19 protein-coding genes are annotated in these 19739 nt (G+C 63.0%); 8 read left to right on the top strand and 11 right to left on the bottom strand.

All coding sequences use genetic code 11. From position 1 onward, the window contains the following. Positions 1-86 precede the first annotated feature (86 nt). Positions 87-1352, top strand: coding sequence for a flavodoxin-dependent (E)-4-hydroxy-3-methylbut-2-enyl-diphosphate synthase (gene ispG / locus CPBF1521_RS09490; protein ID WP_024940821.1), 1266 nt, complete (start codon positions 87-89; stop codon positions 1350-1352). Beyond that, on the top strand, positions 1333-2031 hold the full coding sequence (locus tag CPBF1521_RS09495; RefSeq protein ID WP_104585315.1) for a phosphatase PAP2 family protein: 699 nt from the start codon (positions 1333-1335) through the stop codon (positions 2029-2031). Before ispG ends, CPBF1521_RS09495 begins: the two co-directional genes overlap by 20 nt. Positions 2032-2112: 81 nt before the next feature. Here CPBF1521_RS09495 and CPBF1521_RS09500 read toward each other — a convergent pair whose 3' ends face one another. From CPBF1521_RS09500 to amaB, 8 genes are all read right to left on the bottom strand, one after another. After that, complete coding sequence (locus CPBF1521_RS09500; RefSeq protein ID WP_115676807.1) at positions 2113-3411, bottom strand: MFS transporter; 1299 nt, start codon at positions 3409-3411, stop codon at positions 2113-2115. A gap of 165 nt (positions 3412-3576) precedes the next feature. After that, positions 3577-4281: an aspartate/glutamate racemase family protein gene (locus tag CPBF1521_RS09505; protein ID WP_115676808.1), complete on the bottom strand. Its 705-nt coding sequence runs from the start codon at positions 4279-4281 to the stop codon at positions 3577-3579. A 138-nt stretch (positions 4282-4419) separates the two neighbouring features. After that, positions 4420-5331 carry a DMT family transporter gene (locus tag CPBF1521_RS09510; protein ID WP_115676809.1) on the bottom strand — a complete coding sequence of 304 codons (912 nt, stop codon included), beginning with the start codon at positions 5329-5331 and terminating at the stop codon, positions 4420-4422. Then, complete coding sequence (murB, locus tag CPBF1521_RS09515; protein ID WP_115676810.1) at positions 5325-6377, bottom strand: UDP-N-acetylmuramate dehydrogenase; 1053 nt, start codon at positions 6375-6377, stop codon at positions 5325-5327. Before murB ends, CPBF1521_RS09510 begins: the two co-directional genes overlap by 7 nt. Continuing rightward, the gene (locus CPBF1521_RS09520; RefSeq protein WP_115676811.1) at positions 6374-7429 is read right to left on the bottom strand and encodes a quinone-dependent dihydroorotate dehydrogenase; all 1056 of its coding nucleotides are present in this window, start codon (positions 7427-7429) and stop codon (positions 6374-6376) included. The genes murB and CPBF1521_RS09520 overlap by 4 nt, the downstream gene beginning before the upstream one ends. Before the next feature lie 5 nt (positions 7430-7434). Further along, positions 7435-8202, bottom strand: coding sequence for a class I SAM-dependent methyltransferase (locus tag CPBF1521_RS09525; protein ID WP_181901182.1), 768 nt, complete (start codon positions 8200-8202; stop codon positions 7435-7437). Between the two features lie 2 nt (positions 8203-8204). Then, positions 8205-8489, bottom strand: coding sequence for a DUF4190 domain-containing protein (locus CPBF1521_RS09530; protein WP_016903110.1), 285 nt, complete (start codon positions 8487-8489; stop codon positions 8205-8207). A gap of 342 nt (positions 8490-8831) precedes the next feature. Beyond that, complete coding sequence (amaB, locus tag CPBF1521_RS09535; protein ID WP_115676813.1) at positions 8832-10364, bottom strand: L-piperidine-6-carboxylate dehydrogenase; 1533 nt, start codon at positions 10362-10364, stop codon at positions 8832-8834. A gap of 514 nt (positions 10365-10878) precedes the next feature. Here amaB and CPBF1521_RS09540 point away from each other — a divergent pair. Both CPBF1521_RS09540 and CPBF1521_RS09545 read left to right on the top strand, forming a co-directional pair. After that, entirely contained in the window at positions 10879-11208 is a 330-nt protein-coding gene (locus CPBF1521_RS09540; RefSeq protein ID WP_268982696.1) for a hypothetical protein, read from the top strand. A 392-nt stretch (positions 11209-11600) separates the two neighbouring features. Next, a complete protein-coding gene (locus CPBF1521_RS09545) occupies positions 11601-12335 on the top strand; it encodes a hypothetical protein (protein WP_039446065.1) in 735 nt (244 codons plus the stop codon). A 227-nt stretch (positions 12336-12562) separates the two neighbouring features. On the opposite strand, the gene CPBF1521_RS09550 is transcribed toward CPBF1521_RS09545, so the two are convergent. The 3 genes from CPBF1521_RS09550 to CPBF1521_RS09560 form a co-directional block, all read right to left on the bottom strand. Next, positions 12563-13603: a hypothetical protein gene (locus CPBF1521_RS09550; protein ID WP_235858427.1), complete on the bottom strand. Its 1041-nt coding sequence runs from the start codon at positions 13601-13603 to the stop codon at positions 12563-12565. 101 nt (positions 13604-13704) lie between these two features. Continuing rightward, a complete protein-coding gene (locus tag CPBF1521_RS09555; protein WP_115676816.1) occupies positions 13705-14556 on the bottom strand; it encodes an ImmA/IrrE family metallo-endopeptidase in 852 nt (283 codons plus the stop codon). Between the two features lie 11 nt (positions 14557-14567). After that, positions 14568-14930: a hypothetical protein gene (locus CPBF1521_RS09560; protein ID WP_039446067.1), complete on the bottom strand. Its 363-nt coding sequence runs from the start codon at positions 14928-14930 to the stop codon at positions 14568-14570. 462 nt (positions 14931-15392) lie between these two features. On the opposite strand from CPBF1521_RS09560, the gene CPBF1521_RS09570 reads away from it, so the two are divergent. The 4 genes from CPBF1521_RS09570 (at position 15393) to CPBF1521_RS21815 (ending at position 19725) form a co-directional block, all read left to right on the top strand. Next, positions 15393-16475 (top strand): patatin-like phospholipase family protein, encoded by a 1083-nt coding sequence (locus tag CPBF1521_RS09570; protein ID WP_115676817.1) that lies wholly within the window; start codon positions 15393-15395, stop codon positions 16473-16475. Continuing rightward, on the top strand, positions 16475-17518 hold the full coding sequence (locus CPBF1521_RS09575; protein ID WP_052756057.1) for a cyclic GMP-AMP synthase DncV-like nucleotidyltransferase: 1044 nt from the start codon (positions 16475-16477) through the stop codon (positions 17516-17518). The genes CPBF1521_RS09570 and CPBF1521_RS09575 overlap by 1 nt, the downstream gene beginning before the upstream one ends. 176 nt (positions 17519-17694) lie before the next feature. Beyond that, positions 17695-19227: a ThiF family adenylyltransferase gene (locus CPBF1521_RS09580; protein ID WP_128698480.1), complete on the top strand. Its 1533-nt coding sequence runs from the start codon at positions 17695-17697 to the stop codon at positions 19225-19227. Positions 19228-19299: 72 nt separating this feature from the next. Further along, positions 19300-19725 (top strand): Mov34/MPN/PAD-1 family protein, encoded by a 426-nt coding sequence (locus CPBF1521_RS21815; protein WP_353961343.1) that lies wholly within the window; start codon positions 19300-19302, stop codon positions 19723-19725. Positions 19726-19739 lie beyond the last annotated feature (14 nt).

Raw genomic sequence — 19739 nt, forward strand, 5'->3', positions numbered from 1 at the left:
CTGCGACAAACCGTCGCATCGGCCTGGAAGACGGCGCGCGCAGCGCTTCAGCTGTGAGCGGACCGATGACAGGCTAAAATACCGCGATGTACGACGCCGTGACTCGCCCAACCCCTCCCGCCGACGCCACCGCCTGGCCGCGCCGCATCACCCAGGCCGTCAAGATCGGCAGCGTGACTGTGGGCGGCGGCCACCCGGTGGTCGTCCAGTCGATGACCAATACCGACACCGCCGACATTGCCGGCAGCGTCAAGCAGGTGGCCGACCTGTGGCGCGCCGGCTCGGAAATGGTGCGCCTGACCGTCAACAACGCCGAGTCGGCCGCGGCCATTCCGCGCATCGTCGACAAGCTGCGCATGATGGGGATCGAGGTGCCGTTGATCGGCGACTTCCACTACAACGGGCATCAGCTGCTCGCCGCCGAGCCGGCCTGCGCCGAAGCGCTGGCCAAGTACCGCATCAATCCGGGCAATGTCGGCTTCGGCAAGAAGAAGGATCTGCAGTTCGCGCAGCTGATCGAGTTTGCGATCAAGTACGACAAGCCGGTGCGCATCGGCGCCAACTGGGGCTCGCTGGACCAGTCGCTGGCAGCGCAGCTGATGGACGAGAACTCGCAGCGCGACACGCCCTGGGATGCCGGCCGCGTGCTGCGCGAAGCGCTGATCCGCTCGGCGGTGGATTCGGCCGAGCGCGCGGTGGAACTGGGCCTGGCGCGCGAGCGCATCATCCTGTCGGCCAAGGTGTCCGGCGTGCAGGAGCTGATCGCGGTGTATCGCGACATGGCGAGCCGCTGCGACTTTGCGCTGCATCTGGGCCTGACCGAAGCCGGTATCGGCAGCAAGGGCATCGTGGCCTCGGCCGCGGCGCTGAGCGTGCTGCTGCAGGAAGGCATCGGCGACACCATCCGCATCTCGCTGACGCCGGAGCCGGGCCAGTCGCGCACCCAGGAAGTGATCGTCGCGCAGGAATTGCTGCAGACCACCGGCCAGCGCGCCTTCACGCCGATGGTCACCGCCTGCCCGGGTTGCGGCCGCACTACCTCCGAGTTCTTCCAGGAACTGGCCGGCGTGGTGCAGAACCATGTGCGCGCCAAGATGCCGGAGTGGAAGATCAGCAACCCCGGCGCGGAGAACATGACCCTGGCGGTGATGGGCTGCGTGGTCAACGGGCCGGGCGAATCGCGCCATGCCAACATCGGCATCTCGTTGCCGGGCACCGGCGAGGCGCCGTCGGCGCCGGTGTTCATCGATGGCGAGAAAAGCGTCACCCTGCGTGGCGAGAACATTGCCTACGAGTTCATCGATCTGATCGATCAGTACGTCGAACGCACCTATGTCCGCCGCGCCGGCTGAATCGCCGGCCGGTTTCAGGGGATGGCTGCGCAGCAATGCGTGGCGCATGGCGTTGCTGTTTGCCGGCGTGCTGCTGCCGCTGGGCTTGTTCGTCGACCTGGCCGACGAAGTCCACGAACTGGAAAATTTTTACTTCGACGAGCCCTTGCTGTGGAGCATGCGCAGCATCGCCACGCCGGGGCTGGATGCGTTTTTCGGGGTGGTTTCCAAGCTGGGTTACCAGTACGGGGTGATCCCGGCCGATATCGCCATCGTGCTGGTATTGCTGATGCTGCGGCGCTGGCGCGAGGGAACCTTTGCCGCACTCGGCTTTGCTGGCTCGGCCTTGCTGAACATGGGCGCCAAGCAGGTCTTCCAGCGCGACCGCCCAAGCCTGTGGGAATCGATTGCCCCGGAAAGCACCTTCAGCTTTCCCAGCGGGCATGCGATGGGCTCGATGACGCTCGCCGCGGTGGTGGTCTCGCTGGCCTGGAACACCCGCTGGCGCTGGCCGGTGGCCATTGCCGCAAGTGGGTTCGCGGTGCTGGTGGGGGTGTCGCGGATCTACCTGGGGGTGCATTACCCCTCCGACATCCTGGGCGGCTGGTCGGCCGCGCTGGTGTGGGTGGTCGGGCTGTATCTGGTGATGTTTCGCGGCGCGCGGCGGCCGCATTGGCGTCGCCATCCCGCTTCGACCTGAGGGCACGACCGCTTTGTGGTCGAACGCGGTCGGCGCAGGCCGGGATGCCTGGCGTGGCGCCAATACGCCGCTGCCTTTGACTCAGCGAGGGCTTGCCAGCTCCCGGCGCTGCAACTGCAGCCCGATCACGCTGCCGATCACTGCCAGCAGAATCATGTAATACGCCGGTCCCATCGGGTGCTGCTTGAGCAGCATCACCACCACCAGCGGGGTCAGGCCACCAAACACCGCATAGCCCAGGTTGTAGGCGAATGACACGCCGGACAGGCGCACCACCGGCGGAAACGCCTCGACCATGACGCGCGGGATCGCGCCCAGGACGCCGAGCGCCGCGCCCATCAGGGCATACAGCGGAAACAGCAACCGCGCATCGCCGGCCAGCCGATAGAACAGCCAGGCGCTGGCGCCCAGGAATACGCTGCCGGCAAGCAGCACGCGTCCATTGCCGTAGCGATCGGACAAGGCGCCGGCCACGATCGAGCCGGCCGCCTGCAGCAGGACCGCAAGCAGATTGGCCTGCAAGGCGACCGCTGCCGGGTAGTGGTACGCGCTCTGCAGCAGCGTCGGCGTCATCAACGACACCACCAGCACCCCGGCCGCCACCATCCAGGTCAGCCACAACGACAGCGCCACACTGCGTGGATGATCGCGCAGCACCACCTTGAGCGGCGTCTCGCGCGCCAGGGCACGCATTGCCATCAGCTCGGCGAACACCGGTGTTTCGTGCAGCCAGCGCCGCAGATACACCGAAAGCAGGCCGAAGATGCCACCGGCCAGGAACGGCAGGCGCCAGGCGCCTTCGGCGATTTCCTGCGGTGTGAAGGCGCGATTGATCGCCCCCGCACTGAGCGAGCCGAGCAACACGCCGGCTGCCAGGCCGGCCGTCAAGGTCCCGCACGCCAGTCCCCTGCGCTGTGCAGGCACGTGTTCTGCGACGAAGACCCATGCACTGGGGACTTCGCCGCCGATGGCCGCGCCCTGCAGCAACCGCATCGTCAGCAGCAGTAAGGGGGCGGCCAGGCCGATCTGCGCGTAGGTCGGCAGCACGCCGATGGCCAGCGTCGGCAACGCCATCAACCCGATGCTCAGCGCGAACATGCGCTTGCGACCGAGCAGATCGCCGAAGTGCGCCATCACCATCCCGCCCAGCGGGCGGATCAGGTACCCGGCTGCAAAGATGCCGAAGGTCTGCAACTGCCGCATCCACTCCGGAATGCCCGGCGGGAAGAACAGCTCCCCCAGCACCGTGGCGAAGAAAATGAAGATGATGAAGTCGTAGAATTCCAGCGCGCCGCCCAGTGCGGACAACGCCAGCGTCTTGTAATCACCGCGTGTGAGCTGGCTTGCTGGTGCGGTGCCTGTTGCTGGACGGGTCTTCAAGGCATGACATCCTGTGGCAGGTGATCGCGCGCCTGCGCGTGCTGCAGCCGCGGGGTGTGAGTCACCCATGTTCTCGCTGCGGCAATGCGCAGCTTGCACGTTTGCACGCAACGGCGGGGCGGACGCACTTCGGGAAAGGCGCGCTGGCTGCGCCTTTGGTGGCGGTCAGTCGCGCACACTTGCGTGCGCGGCCGCTTCGGCATGCAGGGCGGTGGTGTCGAACAACGGCAACTGTGCATCGCTGCTGTCCACCAGCAGCGAAATCTCGGTACAGCCCAGGATGATCGCTTGCGCGCCATCCTGGCCGAGGTCGGCCATGACCTGACGAAAATAGCCGCGCGACGCCGGCCGGATGACGCCCTGGCAGAGTTCGTCGTAGATCACGCGATGCAGCTGCGCGCGTGCGTCGGCCGGCGGTACCAGCACCTGCAGGCCGCGCGTGGCCAGGCGCTCGCGATAGAACGGCTGCTCCATGGTGAAACGCGTGCCGAGCAGCCCGACCCGGGTGACGCCCGCCGCAATCAGCGCCTCGGCCGTGGCATCGGCGATATGCAGCAATGGCAGCGGCGTGGCGGAGGTGATCGCATCGGCAACGCAATGCATGGTGTTGGTGCACAGCACCAGGAAGTCGGCGCCACCGGCATGCAGCGCGCGCGCCGCTGCCGCCATCGCCTGGCCGGCGCCGTCCCAGTCGCCGGCGTGTTGCAGGCGCTCGATCTCATGGAAATTGACGCTGTACAGCAAGACCTTGGCCGAGTGCAGGCCGCCGCAGGCATGGCGCACCCGCTGGTTGATGATGCGGTAGTAGGGCAGGGTGGATTCCCAGCTCATGCCGCCGATCAGGCCGATGGTTTTGCTTGGAACCGGCATACCGACCTCACCTTGGAACAGTCAACGAATGTGCGTACGCATCGCCCTTCGATGCCCGGGGAGCGTGTATCGGCGCAGTGTACGTCGGCAGCGTCACCACGCCATCGCGCGCCGGCCAGGCCGCCTGCGGACGGTCGATCACTCGCCCGGTTTTGCGCCTTCCAGCGGCGCATGCGTGGCGGCACGGCGTGCCAGCACGCTTTCACGATGCGCGATGTAGACGTTGGCACTGATGATGATGGCCGCACCGACCAGGGTATGGTGTTCGATCGCCTCGCCGAACAGCCACCAGCCCAGCAGCGCCACCAGCGGCAGCTGCATGAAGCTGATCGGCTGCAGTGCGGAGACTTCGCCCAGCTTGAGCGCGCGCGTCCAGAACAGCTGCCCGGCGGTACCGAAGATGCCGGTCGCCGCCAGCCAGAGCCAGTCGATACCGTGCGGCCAGGTCCACTGGAACAGTGCCGGAATCAGCGACATCGGCACCCAGAACACATAGGTGTAGAACACCACGGTGTCCGAGTCGTCGCTGCGCGAGAGCTGCTTGATCTGGATCGCCACCACGGCGCTGATCACCGCTGCCAGCAGCGCAATCAGCAGCCCGGGCGTAAAGGTGGACGAGCCCGGCCGCAGGATCACCAGCACGCCGATGAATCCGGCCGCCACCGCCAGCCAGCGCCGCAGGCGCACCTGTTCGCGCAGCCACACCACGGCAAGGACGGTGACGAACAACGGGGTGGAATACGACAGCGAGATCGCCTGCGACAACGGCAGGTGGCCGATCGCCCAGAACCCGCACAGCATCGAGGCCAGGCCGATCAGGGTGCGTGCCAGATATTGCGGTAACTGCCGCGTGCGCGGCAGCGCCTTGCCGGGGCGCAGGATCAGCGGCAACAGGGCCAGCAGCCCGAACGCATTGCGAAAGAACGCGATCTCGGTGGTGGTGATCGTGCTTGACGCCAGCCGGATGCAGATCGCCATCAGGCCGAAGGCGAAGGTACTGGTGAGCATCCACAGCGCGGCACGTCGTGACGCCTGCGCTGCGGTCACCAATGCGCTCCGATGATGCGTGGCTCCGGCTCCAGGATCACCGAATAACGCTCGCGCACCGACTCGGCGATGCGCCGCGCAACATCCAGCAGTTGTGCACCGCTGGCAGTGCCGTAGTTGACCAGCACCAGCGCGTGGTCCGGCGATACCCCGGCATCGCCCTCGCGCCGGCCTTTCCAGCCGCACTGCTCGATCAACCAGGCCGCCGACAACTTGCCCTGGCCGGGCTGTTCGCCGGGATACACCGGCATGTCGGCGAATGTGGCCTGCAACGCGGCGATCTGCTCGCTGGGCAGCAACGGATTCTTGAAGAAGCTGCCGGCATTGCCGAGCACATCCGGGTCCGGCAGCTTGCGCCGACGGATATTGATCACCGCCTGCGCCACATCGGCGGCACCGGCCAGTTCGGCGCCCATGCTGGCCAGTTCCTCGCGGATGCCGGCATAGTCCAGCCGCAACTCATGCAGCAGCGGCAGATTGAATTCCACCGCGACGATCAGGTAACGCTCCGGCTGCTGCTTGAACACGCTGTCGCGATAGGCAAAGGCGCACTCGGCCGCCGTCAGTCGCACGAATTGCTGGGCCTGCAGGTCGAAGGCATCCACCACATGGATGAAGTCGCCCACCTGCGCGCCGTATGCGCCGATGTTCTGGATCGGGCAGGCGCCGACCGTGCCGGGAATCAAGGCCAGGTTCTCCAGCCCCGACAACCCCTGCTGCAGCGAATACAGCACCAGCGCATGCCAGTTGACGCCGGCACCGGCGCGCACGATGGCGTGGTCGGCATGGTGCGCAATGATGGCGATGTCGCGGTTTTCGAAACACAGCACGCAGCCCGGCGGGTCGCCGGCCAGCAGCACGTTGCTGCCGCTGCCCAACACCAGCAGCGGCTGCCCGGCGATCTCCGGTGCCGCCAGCGCCTGCGGCAGTGCATCGGGTGCGTGGATGCCCAGCAACCAGCGTGCCGTGGCTTCCACATGGAAGGTATTGAGCGCGCGCAGTGGCGCGTGCTCGCTCAAGCGCCAGCCGGCCTGCGCTGCAGCGCTCATAACGGCGACACCGCACCGCCGCTGGGCGCCTCGCGGCGGCGGCGGATCGCATTGACGCATTCGCCGATCAGCGGCGGCCCGCGATAGACCAGGCCGCTGTAGCACTGCACCAGGGTCGCGCCGGCCGCCATCTTGGCCACCGCGTCGGCACCGGAGTTGATGCCGCCCACGCCGATCAACGGAATCGACTCGGGCAGGCGGGCGCGCAAGCGGCGCAGCACCAGCGTGGACTGCCCCAGCAGCGGTGCACCCGACAGGCCGCCAGCCTCGCCAGCCAGCGGATGATTGGCGATCAAGGTGCGCGTCACCGTGGTGTTGGTGGCGATCACGCCATCCACCGCCAGGTCGGCCAGCACGCGCGCGGCCGCATCGATGTCGCGGTCGTTGAGGTCCGGCGCCACCTTCACCAGCATCGGCACGCGCTTGCCGTGTTGCGCGGCCAGGGCTTCCTGGGTTTCGCGCAGGTCGGCGATCAGCCGACGCAGCGCCTGTTCTTCCTGCAGTTCGCGCAAGCCGGCGGTGTTGGGCGAGGAGATGTTGACGGTGATGTAGTCGGCCAGCGGGTAGACGCGCTCCATGCAATAGCGGTAATCGCTGGTCGCCTCTTCGTTGGGCGTGTCCTTGTTCTTGCCGATGTTGATGCCGAGCAGGCCGCCGCGACGACGCGCGCGTTGCACGTTGGCCACCAGCACATCCACGCCCAGGTTGTTGAAGCCCATGCGGTTGATCACCGCCTGGTACTCCGGCAAGCGGAACATGCGCGGCTTGGGATTGCCCTCCTGCGGCCGCGGGGTCACCGTGCCGATCTCGACAAACCCAAAGCCAAGCGCAAGCAGCGCATCGATGTGCTCGCCGTTCTTGTCCAGGCCGGCACCGAGACCGACCGGGTTGGGAAACATCAGCCCGAAGGCCGGTGTCGGCAGCGGCTCCGGGCGCCTGGCCAGCAGCGATGTGGTGCCGGTGCGGTAGGCAACATCGATGGAGCGCAATGCCAGCGCATGGGCGCGCTCGGCGTCGAGGGAAAACAGCAAGGGGCGGGCAAACGAATACATGTGGGTCAGTTCAATCCCCCGGCGAACACCCGGGTCTGGTATTGGAAGTCGATCAGCCCGTCGCGCGCGTGCGCATCGAACAGCGTGCGCAGCGCGGCGAGCATCGGGACATGACGCGGGTCATGCGCCAGCGGCGCATATGACGAAGACAACAGCCGGCCACGCAAGGCATCGAAGTCCAGCCGTTGCACGTTGGGAACGCGCGCCATCGCGCGGAAGCCGTCGCCGAACCACGCCTGCATGGTGGCATCGTCCTGATAGCGCTCGGCCACGGCCGAATAGTCGGTGCCGTAGTCCAGCAGCAGTTGTTCGTAGCCGCGCAGGAAGTCGGTGGTGTCCAGTTCGCGGCTGTTCCAGTAGATCACCGCCAGCCCGCCGGGCTGCAGGATGCGCGCCCATTCGGCGCGCACCGCCCGAACGTCGAACCAGTGGAAGGCCTGCGCCGCGGACACCAATCCGACACTGGCGGCGGCCAGCCCGGTGGCCTCGGCGGTGCCGTCGACCGCGCGGAAGGTGGGGAATTCCGCCAGCCACTGTTGCGCGGCTTCGCGCATGGCCGGGTTGGGTTCCACCGCCGTGACCGGATAGCCGGCCTCCAGGAACAGCCGGCTGGAAATGCCGGTGCCGGCACCGATATCGGCCACCGTGGTGGCCGGCGTCACGCCCAGCTCTTCGTGCAGCCAGCGCAGCAGTTGTGGCGGATAGCTTGGCCGGTAGCGCACATAGGCCGCGACGCGGTCGTTGAAGCGTTGGGCGGAGGAGGGCGCGGCCATGCTCAACTGTTGGCGGCCGCAAGCCAGGCCAGGCCGCCGAAGAACAGGATGAAGATCGCCACCCCTGCCACCCAGAGCGCAACCGCCAACCAGCCGAGAATCAGCCCGCCGATGGCCAGCCCGTCGCCGTCCAGCCCCTGCGGATTGCGGCGGATTTCGCCGCGCGCCAGATGGCCGGTGATGATGGCGCAGAGGCTGCCGAGGAACGGGATCAGCGTCCAGCCGAGAATGCCCGAGACCAGGCTGACGATGGCCATGGCGCTGGTCTGTCGAACGACGACGTTCATCATGAACTCCTGAAGTGGCGGCAGCCGACGGCTGGCGTGGCCCGATTATCCCAGAGCCGCCGCCCGAATGGCGTGCCATCTGCGGCCAAACGCGATCGCGTGGTCGGGTTTGACGCGAACGGGCGGGGCTGGATGTCTGCTCGCCCCGGCATCGGACTGAGCGGCGAGGGAAACCTTGGGTGCCCAAATGATGCGCAGGTGCGACTCACGGCTGTGACCACGGCATCGGGGGCCACGCCGCCGGGAGCGTGGATGCCGGGCGCGGACGCACCGGAGCAGCCATGGTCCGGCACGCATGCGACAGCGCGCCGGCGCGATGCCCGGCGCGCCTGCACACGTCGATCAGAGATCGAACTTGATGCCCTGTGCCAGCGGCAGCGAGTCGGAGTAGTTGATCGTATTGGTCTGGCGACGCATATAGACCTTCCACGCATCCGAGCCGGATTCGCGGCCACCGCCGGTCTCCTTCTCGCCACCGAACGCACCGCCGATCTCCGCACCGGAGGTGCCGATGTTGACGTTGGCGATGCCGCAGTCGCTGCCGGCCGCCGACAGGAACTTCTCGGCCGCCTTCAGGTTCTGGGTGAAGATCGACGACGACAGGCCCTGCGGCACGCCGTTCTGCAGCTCGATCGCCTCGTCCAGCGTGCTGTACTTCATCACATACAGGATCGGCGCGAAGGTCTCGTGCTGCACCACCGCGTCGCTGTTCTGCAGCCCGGTGACGATCGCCGGCAGCACGAAGTTGCCAGGGCGATCGATCGCGGTGCCGCCCACTTCGACCGTGCCGCCGGCCGCCTTGGCCTTGGCGATCGAGGCCAGGAACTGCTCCACCGCGCCCTGGCTGTTGAGCGGGCCCATCAGGTTGGCCGGGTCGGTGGGGTCGCCGATCTTGCTGTCGAGCTGCTTGTACGCCTTGACCAGCGTGGCCAGCACGTTGTCGTAGATGGATTCATGCACGATCAGGCGGCGCGTGGTGGTGCAGCGCTGCCCGGCGGTGCCCACCGCGCCAAACACGATGCCGGGGATGGCCAGCTTCAGGTCGGCGGTTTCGTCCAGGATGATGGCGTTGTTGCCGCCCAGTTCGAGCAGGCAACGGCCCAGGCGGCGCGCGACCTTTTCCGCAACCACGCGGCCGATCTGGGTCGACCCGGTGAAGCTGATCAGCGGCACGCGGCTGTCCTCGACCAGCTTCTCGGACAGGGAGGTGCCGGCATCGTTGATCAGGAAGAAGATGTCCGGGAAGCCGGCGTCCTTGAGCGCGGCATTGCAGATCTTCATCGTCGCGATCGCGGTCAGCGGGGTCTTGTTGGATGGCTTCCAGATGCAGATATCGCCGCAGATCGCCGCCAGGAACGCATTCCACGCCCACACTGCCACCGGGAAGTTGAACGCGCTGATGATGCCGACCAGGCCCAGCGGCTGGTACTGCTCGTACATGCGGTGGCCGGGACGCTCCGAATGCATGGTGTAGCCGTACAGCATGCGGCTCTGGCCCACTGCAAAGTCGGCGATGTCGATCATCTCCTGCACCTCGCCGTCGCCCTCGGGCTTGCTCTTGCCCATTTCCAGCGCCACCAGCGAGCCCAGCGCATCCTTGTGCGCGCGCAGCGCCTCGCCACACAGGCGGACGGCCTCACCACGGCGCGGCGCAGGCGTGGTCCGCCAGACCTTGAAGGCGGCCTGCGCACGCTGGACGATCAGCTCGTAATCCTCCGGCGTGGTCGCCTGCACATCGGCGATCACCGCATTGGTGGTCGGATTGAGCGGCTGCAGCACCCCGGCGCCGGTCGCCTGCGACCAGGTCGCCTCGCCAAGATAAGTACCGGAATTGGACGCGGCGAGGTCGAGCGCCTTGAGCAGGTCAGCGGACATGGGATCTCCAAAGGTCGGGACGGTCGCGCAGCGGACAGGGCCACCCGCGACACGGGTAGCCGCCGATTTTAGCAGGCTCCGCCAACCACCCACCGGCTTGGCAATCGCAACGATCGTGCGACAATGCCCACCTTGGCCCCGTAGCTCAGCTGGATAGAGCGTCCCCCTCCTAAGGAAGAGGGGAAATTGAGGGGTCACCGCTATCTTGTCTAACTTGTTGTTTAATAAGGCCTGTGGTTGCTCGTTCGGCGGGTGCGATGCAGGTCTAGACATCGCAAAGCAGCTTCTAGCAGCGCTTGTTCGCCACAGCATTGCCACGGCTTCCAAGGTCTCCTAGGCTGCGCTATAAGACATTTGTAATGAGTCTAGGGATGGGCCATCTCGCATGTCTGCAAGCGCGCTTCAAACGCTTCGAGAGTTGTATCCGCAGCGCTATGCACTTCGGCCGGACGAGGTCGCACATTTGCTTCGTGGCCAAAGCACGAGAGGAGTCGTGCAACGCGTGCGCGAAGGCATGCAGTCGGGGCGCTATCCGGGTGCTCGCAAGATCGACGGATTGATCCAGATGCCACTTGAAGCGTTGGCCGAGATCTTGGATCCAGCGCCCGCACCGCAGCCGGTCGCCCCCATCATCACTCCTTCATCCTCGCGACGCCGATCCGCCATTGGGCCGCGTCTCGGTTTCGTGCGGGCGGCAGGCTTTTGGGAGCAAGTGATGGGGGCCATTGGCGAGCAGGTATTGGCCGAGGAGCTGGGGGAGGTCGCGGCAAAAGTCTTGCACGAGCTTCGCTATGAGGAGGCTGAGGCCAGATCGCGCAATCAGCGCGATGAGCTTATGCGCTAGCGAGCGCATCATCTTTCTCACGCACATTGCGCCTGCGCCCACAGAGAAGACTGGGGTAGCACCTTCGAAGAAGAGGACGGGTCGGACAAAGACGTTAAGAGTGGATCGAGCCGGCGCGAGTTGAAGCCCCGTCCGCCGCGATCTGGGATGTCGGGATCGACGGGAATGCGGCACTGAAAGATCGAGTCTGATCAGGGGAACTGGGACGCTGGCTCCCCCCCTTCTACGCTGCCCAGATGCTTGCTAATCTGATCGTGGGCGTGGTCGACGCCTGCTGCTCACCTTGGCAAACCCTCGCGGGACGACGTCCACCCGAACCATGTCTGATCTTCCCACTGTGGCGGATCCGGGCAGTGAGCACCTGGCCCCCGCCCACAGCGAGGAGTTCAGCCATGCGTTTCATCAAGACCACGCCTGCCCAGGTCGAAGCCCTGAAAAAGCAGGCCAAGCGTATTCAGCGCAACGGTGGCGGCAAGCACGCCGACCTACTCAACCGAGTCGCCCGCAGTGCCGGCTATGACCACTGGCACCATGTGTGCCTGTGTCTCACCGAAACCGAGCAGATCAAAGGCTCTCGGCAGCTCTTGCCCGAAGTCGAGGCGATCATTCAATCGGCCTTGGCAGGGAAGGGCAAGATCGTGGTCACGGGCCCAGAGGCCTTGGCATCCCGGCAGTTTGTCCTTTTCGCCACCGAGGATGGTGACGCCTGGCTTTTGGACCCGGAGGAGGACAAGGCCTTGTGCTTGGTCTGGCATGGGGAGCGGCAGGAGGTCGTCATCCAGGATCTGCCTATGCAGATTAAGATCCTCTGGCATGGCGACTTCGAACTCAATGGTCCCTTCTTCGCCGTTCGCACCGATCACCCTGGCGTGGGTTCTCGCTACATTGGAGGCTACCCGCTGGATACGCTGCGCGAGACGTTGGAACGAGTTCGGTCTGCCGACAAGCGCATCGAGCAGATCTTCGGCCGCGAAGACGTCGTGGCCATCACCCCCGAAATCATCCGTCAGCTTGTAGGGCAGCGTTGGGAAGAGGCGACTCTGCTGGAAGCAGTGCGGGCGGGAGCACAGTATTCGCCCTCTCGAAACACGGTGTTGTATCCGGCGGTGTTCGGAGAAGAGGAATAGGTGCGGGTCTAGCTCCTGACGCGGCTGGCCCGATTCCATTTGTGGACGCTTCGGAAAAGCAGAGCCCCCTTCGGGGGCTCTTGTGGGGCCGTTTACTTCTAAGCCGCCTCGCGGCGGCGAACGAGGGAACACCTCCGCGATCGCGGGGAATGACCCGATGCATGGAGGGTAGGGCAGTCAACTCAACTCAACTGTCAAGCTGATGAAGCAGGATGATGCCGTTCTGGTTACCCAAACCCCTTCTCGTAGCGGAACTCTCCCAGCAGCTCTCGCATGAGATCCCCATCAAGCTGTTCAAACTCGAGAACGAGTTCCTCGCCAGGTGCCCGCGGCTTCGCTGGACCATCATGGGGCGCGTTCTTGGTGTGCCCTCGAACTCGTTCACCGTTCGACTTGATATACGGCAGAACGACAATTCGGCCGAAATTCACCGAATTTATCTTGCCTTCGAACCAGATCGCCTCGTCGTCCTCGCTATCTGCGCTTCCGCTACGCTCCTTTACTTGCCAGCCAATACTGCCTTGTTCATACCAGAACACATAGCTGCCCCAAACTACGGCACGTTTTCCGCGCGCTAGTGCATCTGCCAAGAGCTGCTGCACACCACGCATCGTGAGGATGCGACTGGCCTCCGGGAGCAACATCTGCCTGATCGCCGCCTTCATCTTTCCGTAGTGATCGAACTCGTTCAGGCCGAACCCGTTTGCAATCGGGGCTCGGTGAGCACCTCTGAGGCCCTTGCGATTAGCGAGAAAAGACTTGCACCAGGAGCCATCATCACGCCGTTGAGCCATGCGTCTGCGCCGCCCATCGCCAAATGCAATTGAGCGAATATAAGGGTGCTGAGTGAGTGCCGCTTCGATTTCTATACGGTAGGTTTCGTCATCCGAATGCAGTCGAGCGGGCAGCATGGCGACAGGGATTTCGGACAACCCACGGGCTCGCCCAATTGCCAGCATCAATTCTTCTTCTTGCTGCAAGCGTTGGTGCGACTGGCGAGCTTTCTGAGCTCGAAGTTGAAGAGAGATGCGGCGCTCCGCGTCGGGCTCACTGACGAGTTCCTGATCGAAGAAGTTGTTAAGTTCATGTTCGCGCACCTGCGCCTGCTCCCGTGTGGGAAAAGCTCTGGCAGGAATATCGGGTGTGTCGTTCGGGTGGTGTCGCCGCCAAGATGGAAGCGATCCACCTCTCGCGACAAGGACTTGGACGAACCAAAGGTTGTAGTCGGGATCGAACTCGGTTCGAGCACTGATAAATTGGGTAGTCATATAAAAAAACAACGCCTCGTCTATGAGTTGAGACGCCGCAGACACGAGCGTCAACGTCGTCGCTATCTTTCCTTTCGTGTAGCAACACGCGTGGCCCCGTCCTATTTGCGGGGCCATGGCAGTTGCCCAGTTAGGGGCGGTAATCGCTCATCGTCATCGTCCTTCTCAAAGGACTGCTCAGTTGATCTACCTAAGTGCTCGAATGTTAGAAGCGACAAAGTTTGCTTCCACGCCATCATGTGTAGTGCTTCTTCATAGCAGGTGAAGTTCTCTGCCGATGCGCTGTTGCTCCAATCTGACGCATCGAGATCTTCGGTATCGAAGCGAACTCCGTTGCGAAGCAGCCGGGATGCTGCGGAGCCGCTTGGAAGTTTGATCCCTCGTTCGATGTAAATTCCGGCCTCGCGCACAGCAGCAGATGGCAGTGCCAGCTGGATGCTGCCATCTTCGGCATAAACATAGGCGACAAGCTCGCGGGAGGCGCGCACAAAGCTCGATGCGACACATCGATGCGACGCCTGGAACTGTTCGATGAGCGTTTGAACGGTTTCAACCGTGAAGGGGAGGCTAGACGCCAGCGGTCGGATCAGATGCAGAGGCACCAAACATGCTGCCGCGAAGGCATCACAGAGCTTCTCTTCTGACGGACGAGCTGTGAAGCGTTCGAGCTCGTTGGAGGGAAGCACCTCGCCATGCTTGGAAGGAAGGTCCAGGACGTGATGGGCAACTTCGTGCAGCGTGGTGAACCGTTGACGATAAAGATCGTCGTTTTGGTTGATGCAGATGATCTTTCGACCAGATTTCGGAAACGTGTTGCCAGCCTGATTGGCAGGGAGGTCTGCAAACTTGACCTCGAAGCCCAGTCCTTGGGCGATGCCAACTGCGTCAACGGGTGCCGACGCAATGTCCTTGACTAGGGCTTGGGCTCTGCCTATTGCAGTCAGCTCGTCCATGAGGCGATCTCCTACATCGAACGCACAAGCTCGATGATCTTCATCCAGTCATCTTGGGTGGTAGGGCGAGTGCCGCGAAAGCTCATAGTGGCCGCCGGCTCGATGTCTTCAATCGGGATCTCGGGATGCCGGTTGATCAGCTCGAACAGCACATCATCGATGGGGGTCTTGGACAGGAGAGCCAATATCTCGGTGTCTCTCGAGCTGAGCTGTAAGGCCTTCGCCATCTTGGCCACCGTGTCCTCAGAAGGAGCCGTGCGATGCCCACTGGCAAGACGCCATAGGTAGACGTGGTCCAAGTCCTCCACGCGCTCACTGAGCTGGCGAAAGCTCGCGCTCTCCCTTTTCGAAGACACAAAACCCTTTAAATCCATGCACTTAATCTCTTACTTGTACAGTCCGTGCGCGTAGTATAGGCTTGTTGCCTAAGCCAGAAACACCATAGATTAGATCAGGCCGTGAACGCGGTCATATTTTGGACATCGGTGTTGCCTGGCGAGGCAGCGCCCGCCTTGGCGGGCTTTTTTAGAACCAGGCTGTTGCCTGGAATGGAAACGAGGTGACGCACGATGAGCAAGACCAGCGGTTTGAAGCCCGGGTAGACGGCTCCTCGGTCCGGCCAGTATCAGATTACCGGTCCGCGCGGTGGTCAGGGTCCGGAGCGGACGGTTGTAAGGGGCGAGCCCCTCCCGCCTACCCCAAGTCCTCGGTCTACCTACACCTTGGTCGATCCGACCAAGTCGAAGTAGTCGCCAGTCGCGACCGGTGCGACGGCCATCACATTCAATCCGGTCGCAACTCTTCCGCTCGCCGCTCTGTCCTCTGAGGAGATCTTGATGAAGCCCTTTCGGGTGCTCTGCCTAGACGGCGGAGGAATGCGAGGCGTGTATCAGGCCGCTTACCTGCGGGCCTTTGCTGCTCGCGTGTGTGGTGAAGGCGATACCGAGCTGGACGTAGGACGGTGCTTTGATTTGATTGTCGGCACCAGCACCGGCGGTATCGTTGCTTCCGCGTTGGCGGCGGGGGAGTCCCTTTCCAAGGTGGACCGGCTCTATGAGGAACACGGCAAGGAAATTTTTCCGGGTCAGTGGATCCGCCGTGTTCCGTGGGTGGGGTTGGTCGTTCCGCTCCTCGGTCTCGGCACGCGGCGCGGAGAGACTGCGCTCAGGAGTGCTCTTGAAGCGACCTTCCAGGACAAGACCTTTCGCTATGTCCAAGAGGTCCGAGGCATCAGCCTAGCGTTGACGTCGATCGATATGGCACGCCACGCGGCGGTCGTGTTCAAAACGCGCCATCTGCGTCGGCTCAATGGGCGCGACGACAACCGCACATTGGTGGATGCCTGCATGGCCACTACTGCGGCTCCAATCCTGCGCGCTTTGGCGCGCCTCACCGAGCCGGGCGGTGAAGCCCACGTGGTTTATGCCGACGGCGGTTTGTGGGCGAACAATCCCGGGGCGCTCGGTGCGATCGAAGCGGTCGAAATCCTAGGAGATCGGGAAGAGGCGCGACCGATCCACCTTTTCATGTTGGGCGCACTTCCGGCACAGGGTGGAGAGGAGCTCTCAGATCGACGCCGGTATCGTGGTGCCTTGGGATGGAAAGGCGGCTTGCATGCGATCAGCGCGAGCCTCAACTCGCAGGCGGTCGGCTACGACTATCTGAGCAAGAAGATCCTGGAATTGCGAAAGGACGAAAGCATGGCGTTCCGCTTGCCTGCTCAGTGTCCATCCGAGCAACTCCTGAAATACATCCAGAACATGGATGACGCCAGGCCGAAGGTGCTCAATGCCCTTCGCCGTCAGGCGACTTCCGATGTCGACTACGCATGGGCTCAGTCGGTCAAGCCCGGAAGCGAGATGGCGCACTTTCGCGCAGCATTGACCGATGGCCTTTGTAAGCAGAAAGGAGAAGGGTGATGGCTGTTTTTGATTGTGGCGAGGACATGGAAAAATTCCATGACAACAAGATTAACCTGAGCACGGACGAGCGCAACGAGATGCGCGAGCGACGCAATACCGGTCGCCGTCGCTTGGAGATCGGACTGGATGAAGAGGAACATCCGCAGCCGAAGATCACCTGCACGCAGGGATCCTACGAGATGCACACGATGGTCCAGGATCCGAACTGCGACTACGACATTGATGATGGGATCTACTTCGCCGAAGACGACCTCGTCGACAAACTGGGCTTGCCGCTCACGCCGCAAGAGGCCAAGGAACGGGTCTGTGCGGCGCTCTCGCGCGACAACCGCTTCGCTAACCCGGCGGAAGTGTTCCCCAAGTGTGTGCGGCAGGTTTACAGCGAGGGCTACCACATTGACATGCCGGTCTATCGCATCCGGAAGGAAGATAATGGCCAAAGCGGCAAGCGGGAAGTCTTCGAACTGGCGGGCGATGGCAGTTGGGATGCATCCGACGCACGCGCGACCACATGGTGGTTCCGGAAGGAGGTCTCGACGCGGAACGAAGCACATGAAGACGAGGGAGAGCAGATGCGCCGCATTACGCGTCTGACCAAGGGGCAGGCACGCAGTCGTGAAAACTGGAAGGATGAGACGACCAGCGGGATCGTCATTACCAAGCTTGTAGTGGATAACTTCGTGCCGTCGGCTGGTCGCGACGATGAGGCCTTATTGGAAACATGGAAAAAAATCCAAGTGCAGCTGAGCGAATCGACTGAAGTTGAGCACCCGGTTAATGCTTCCAACTTGGCTGAGTTAGGCAACGCAAAAGTCGGCTTCTTCCGCGACAAACTCGGCGAGGCGCTCGAAGAACTTGCGATCCTGGAAAAGGGTTGCACGCGGTCTGAGGCGCGCAAGGCGTGGGATGGCGTGTTCGACAGTGGCTACTTCCAGAAGCTCCCCGATCCGACCGCCAAAGAGAACGCAAAAAAGGCTTTCTTTATCGCCACGTCTGACAAGTCTGACGTTCGCAATGATGGCAACGGCCGTTTTGGCTGAGGACGAACCGTCTGGACTTCACGGTAACCCAGGTTGAGGAGATCGAGCACGGTCTGGATGAGTCCAGGCCCGGCTCGTGGCGCCGCTTACGTCCGGAAGAGGAAGGCGCATTCACGGGCTTTGGACTGGTAGCAGCATGGCGGGTAGACATCCCCGCGAATTGGCACCGCCATCCGTTGATCGACCACGTTGTAGTCGGTATCAACGCGGCATTTCCCTTCTCAGACCCGGTCGTTGTCGCGCTGCAAGGTGTTGCCAAGGATGCGCCACATTGGCCACACATCGACCCGACAGGAAATGTCTGTCTTGGTAGGCTCCGCTACTCCTCGCCTGCGGCAACGCGCATTCTGAGCACTTTGCAAGATGCTCTGACAGTCTTAGAGATGACGGAAGAAGAACGCGAAGCTGAGCATCGGCGTGAGTTCCTATCCTATTGGGCGCAGCTGGGGCAGCCCACGCGCACACCCTACCTGAGCCTGATGGGGGGTGCGAAAAATTCCAGGGATATTGCCTATTACAAAGACCCTCGCCGTGGGGTCTTCTTTGCCGAAGATGCGACGCAGCTCAATACGTGGCTGGCGCGCATCGGAAAACAGCCGCCGAAAGTCGCGTCCACTACGCACCTCATTTGGCTGGATCAGCCGCTCCTACCGGATCAATTTCCCAAGACTGGCAGGGAAGTTATTGCGTTGGCCGGAGCGCGCGCACTTGAAGCACATGTGCGCCCCGGGAGTGTGCTTCCTGTGCTGCTTGGCTGTGAGATCGACGGCAACTCGGTGTATGTCTGCGCGGAAATCGAAGGCATCAGCATTAAAGATGCCTCGAAGGGGTTCAGGCCATCTAAGCCGCGACCGCCCGCCCTCGTCGCTGCGAGTTTCCATGCGAGACCCGCAGTGCGTAGAAGCGTTCAGCGCGCTGACTACGCGTGGGTGCATGGACGCGGCAAGAATGCCGATATCGAGGTGCTGCGCGGCAAACGTGTCGCCATTGTGGGTTGTGGTGCTCTCGGCGGCTTTCTGGCAAGGGCGCTTGCCCAAGCGGGTGTTGGCTCTCTGCTTTTGATCGATTCCGATGAGTTGGTTCCGAGCAATGTCGGGCGACACGTGCTTGGCATGGAGGCCGTAGGCCAAGACAAATCGCCAGCTCTGGCAAAAAAGCTTGGTACGGATTTTCCTCACGCGGTCGACTTCGAAGCATGGAAGGGCGCGATCCAGAACGCCACGGCGGAGCAGAAGATGGAGCTCGCCGCTTGCGATCTAGTGGTGGCCGCCGGCATCAACCTCGCTGGCGAGTTGGCCCTCAACCAATGGCGGCAGGAACTGGAAACCCCACCAACGCTCATTTGGACATGGATCGAGGAGTTCGCGGTTGCAGGGCACGCGGTTGCCCTTGTCGATGGCGCCGATTTGGCTAGCTCTCTCAATGCTGATGGAGAATTCCAAATGCGGCTTACTTCCGATTGGCCGGCGGGGCAGGGTTACGCGCTAGAAGCCGGTTGTGGTGTTGCATATCAGCCTTATAGCGCGGCCGACATGATGGGCACGATCAATTGCGCGCATCGTCTTTGCCTTGATGTCCTGCTTGGGAAGCAGCGGGGCAGTATCGTTCGGTCTTGGCTGGGTGATCGGGATATCGCCGCTGCAAGTGGGTGCAAGATTGATGGCGCGTTTGAACGCTCATTCTGTGAAATTTCACGTGCTTGGGGTTAATAGGTGATCATCGTTGCCACATTGCCAGAAAGCTCGCAGCGCATCTTGATTGAGGAGGGGGTGCTCGGCCATATGGCGCGGCATCGGCAACTATCCTGGTATTCAAGAGAGGCGGGTGGCCAACTTTTCGGATCAATCCATGCAAGTGAAGTCGTGGTTTCGGCTGCGGCAGGGCCGTATCGGGGAGATCAACGGTGGCGGTCTAGCTATCGCTCCAACGCCAACGCTGCTCAACGTGCGATCAACCAGCATGCCAAGAAGGGGCTTCTCTATCTAGGGGAGTGGCACACACACCCGGAAGAGCATCCGAAGGCGTCACCGGCTGATCGGGACGCGATAACGAGACTGCGATCTGCGTCTGAAACAAGATCAAGTGCCTTGCTGATGTTGATCCAAGGCAACGCTGATGGCGTCCCTGGCCTAGCTCTCTACTCGCTTGGTCCGGAGGTGTTCAGCAGTTGGACGATTTTTGAAGGCTACTCAATCGCTGACGGTTGAATCACTTTAGCCAC

It is taken from the genome of Xanthomonas euroxanthea (genome assembly GCF_900476395.1).
Taxonomy (GTDB): Bacteria; Pseudomonadota; Gammaproteobacteria; order Xanthomonadales; family Xanthomonadaceae; genus Xanthomonas; species Xanthomonas euroxanthea.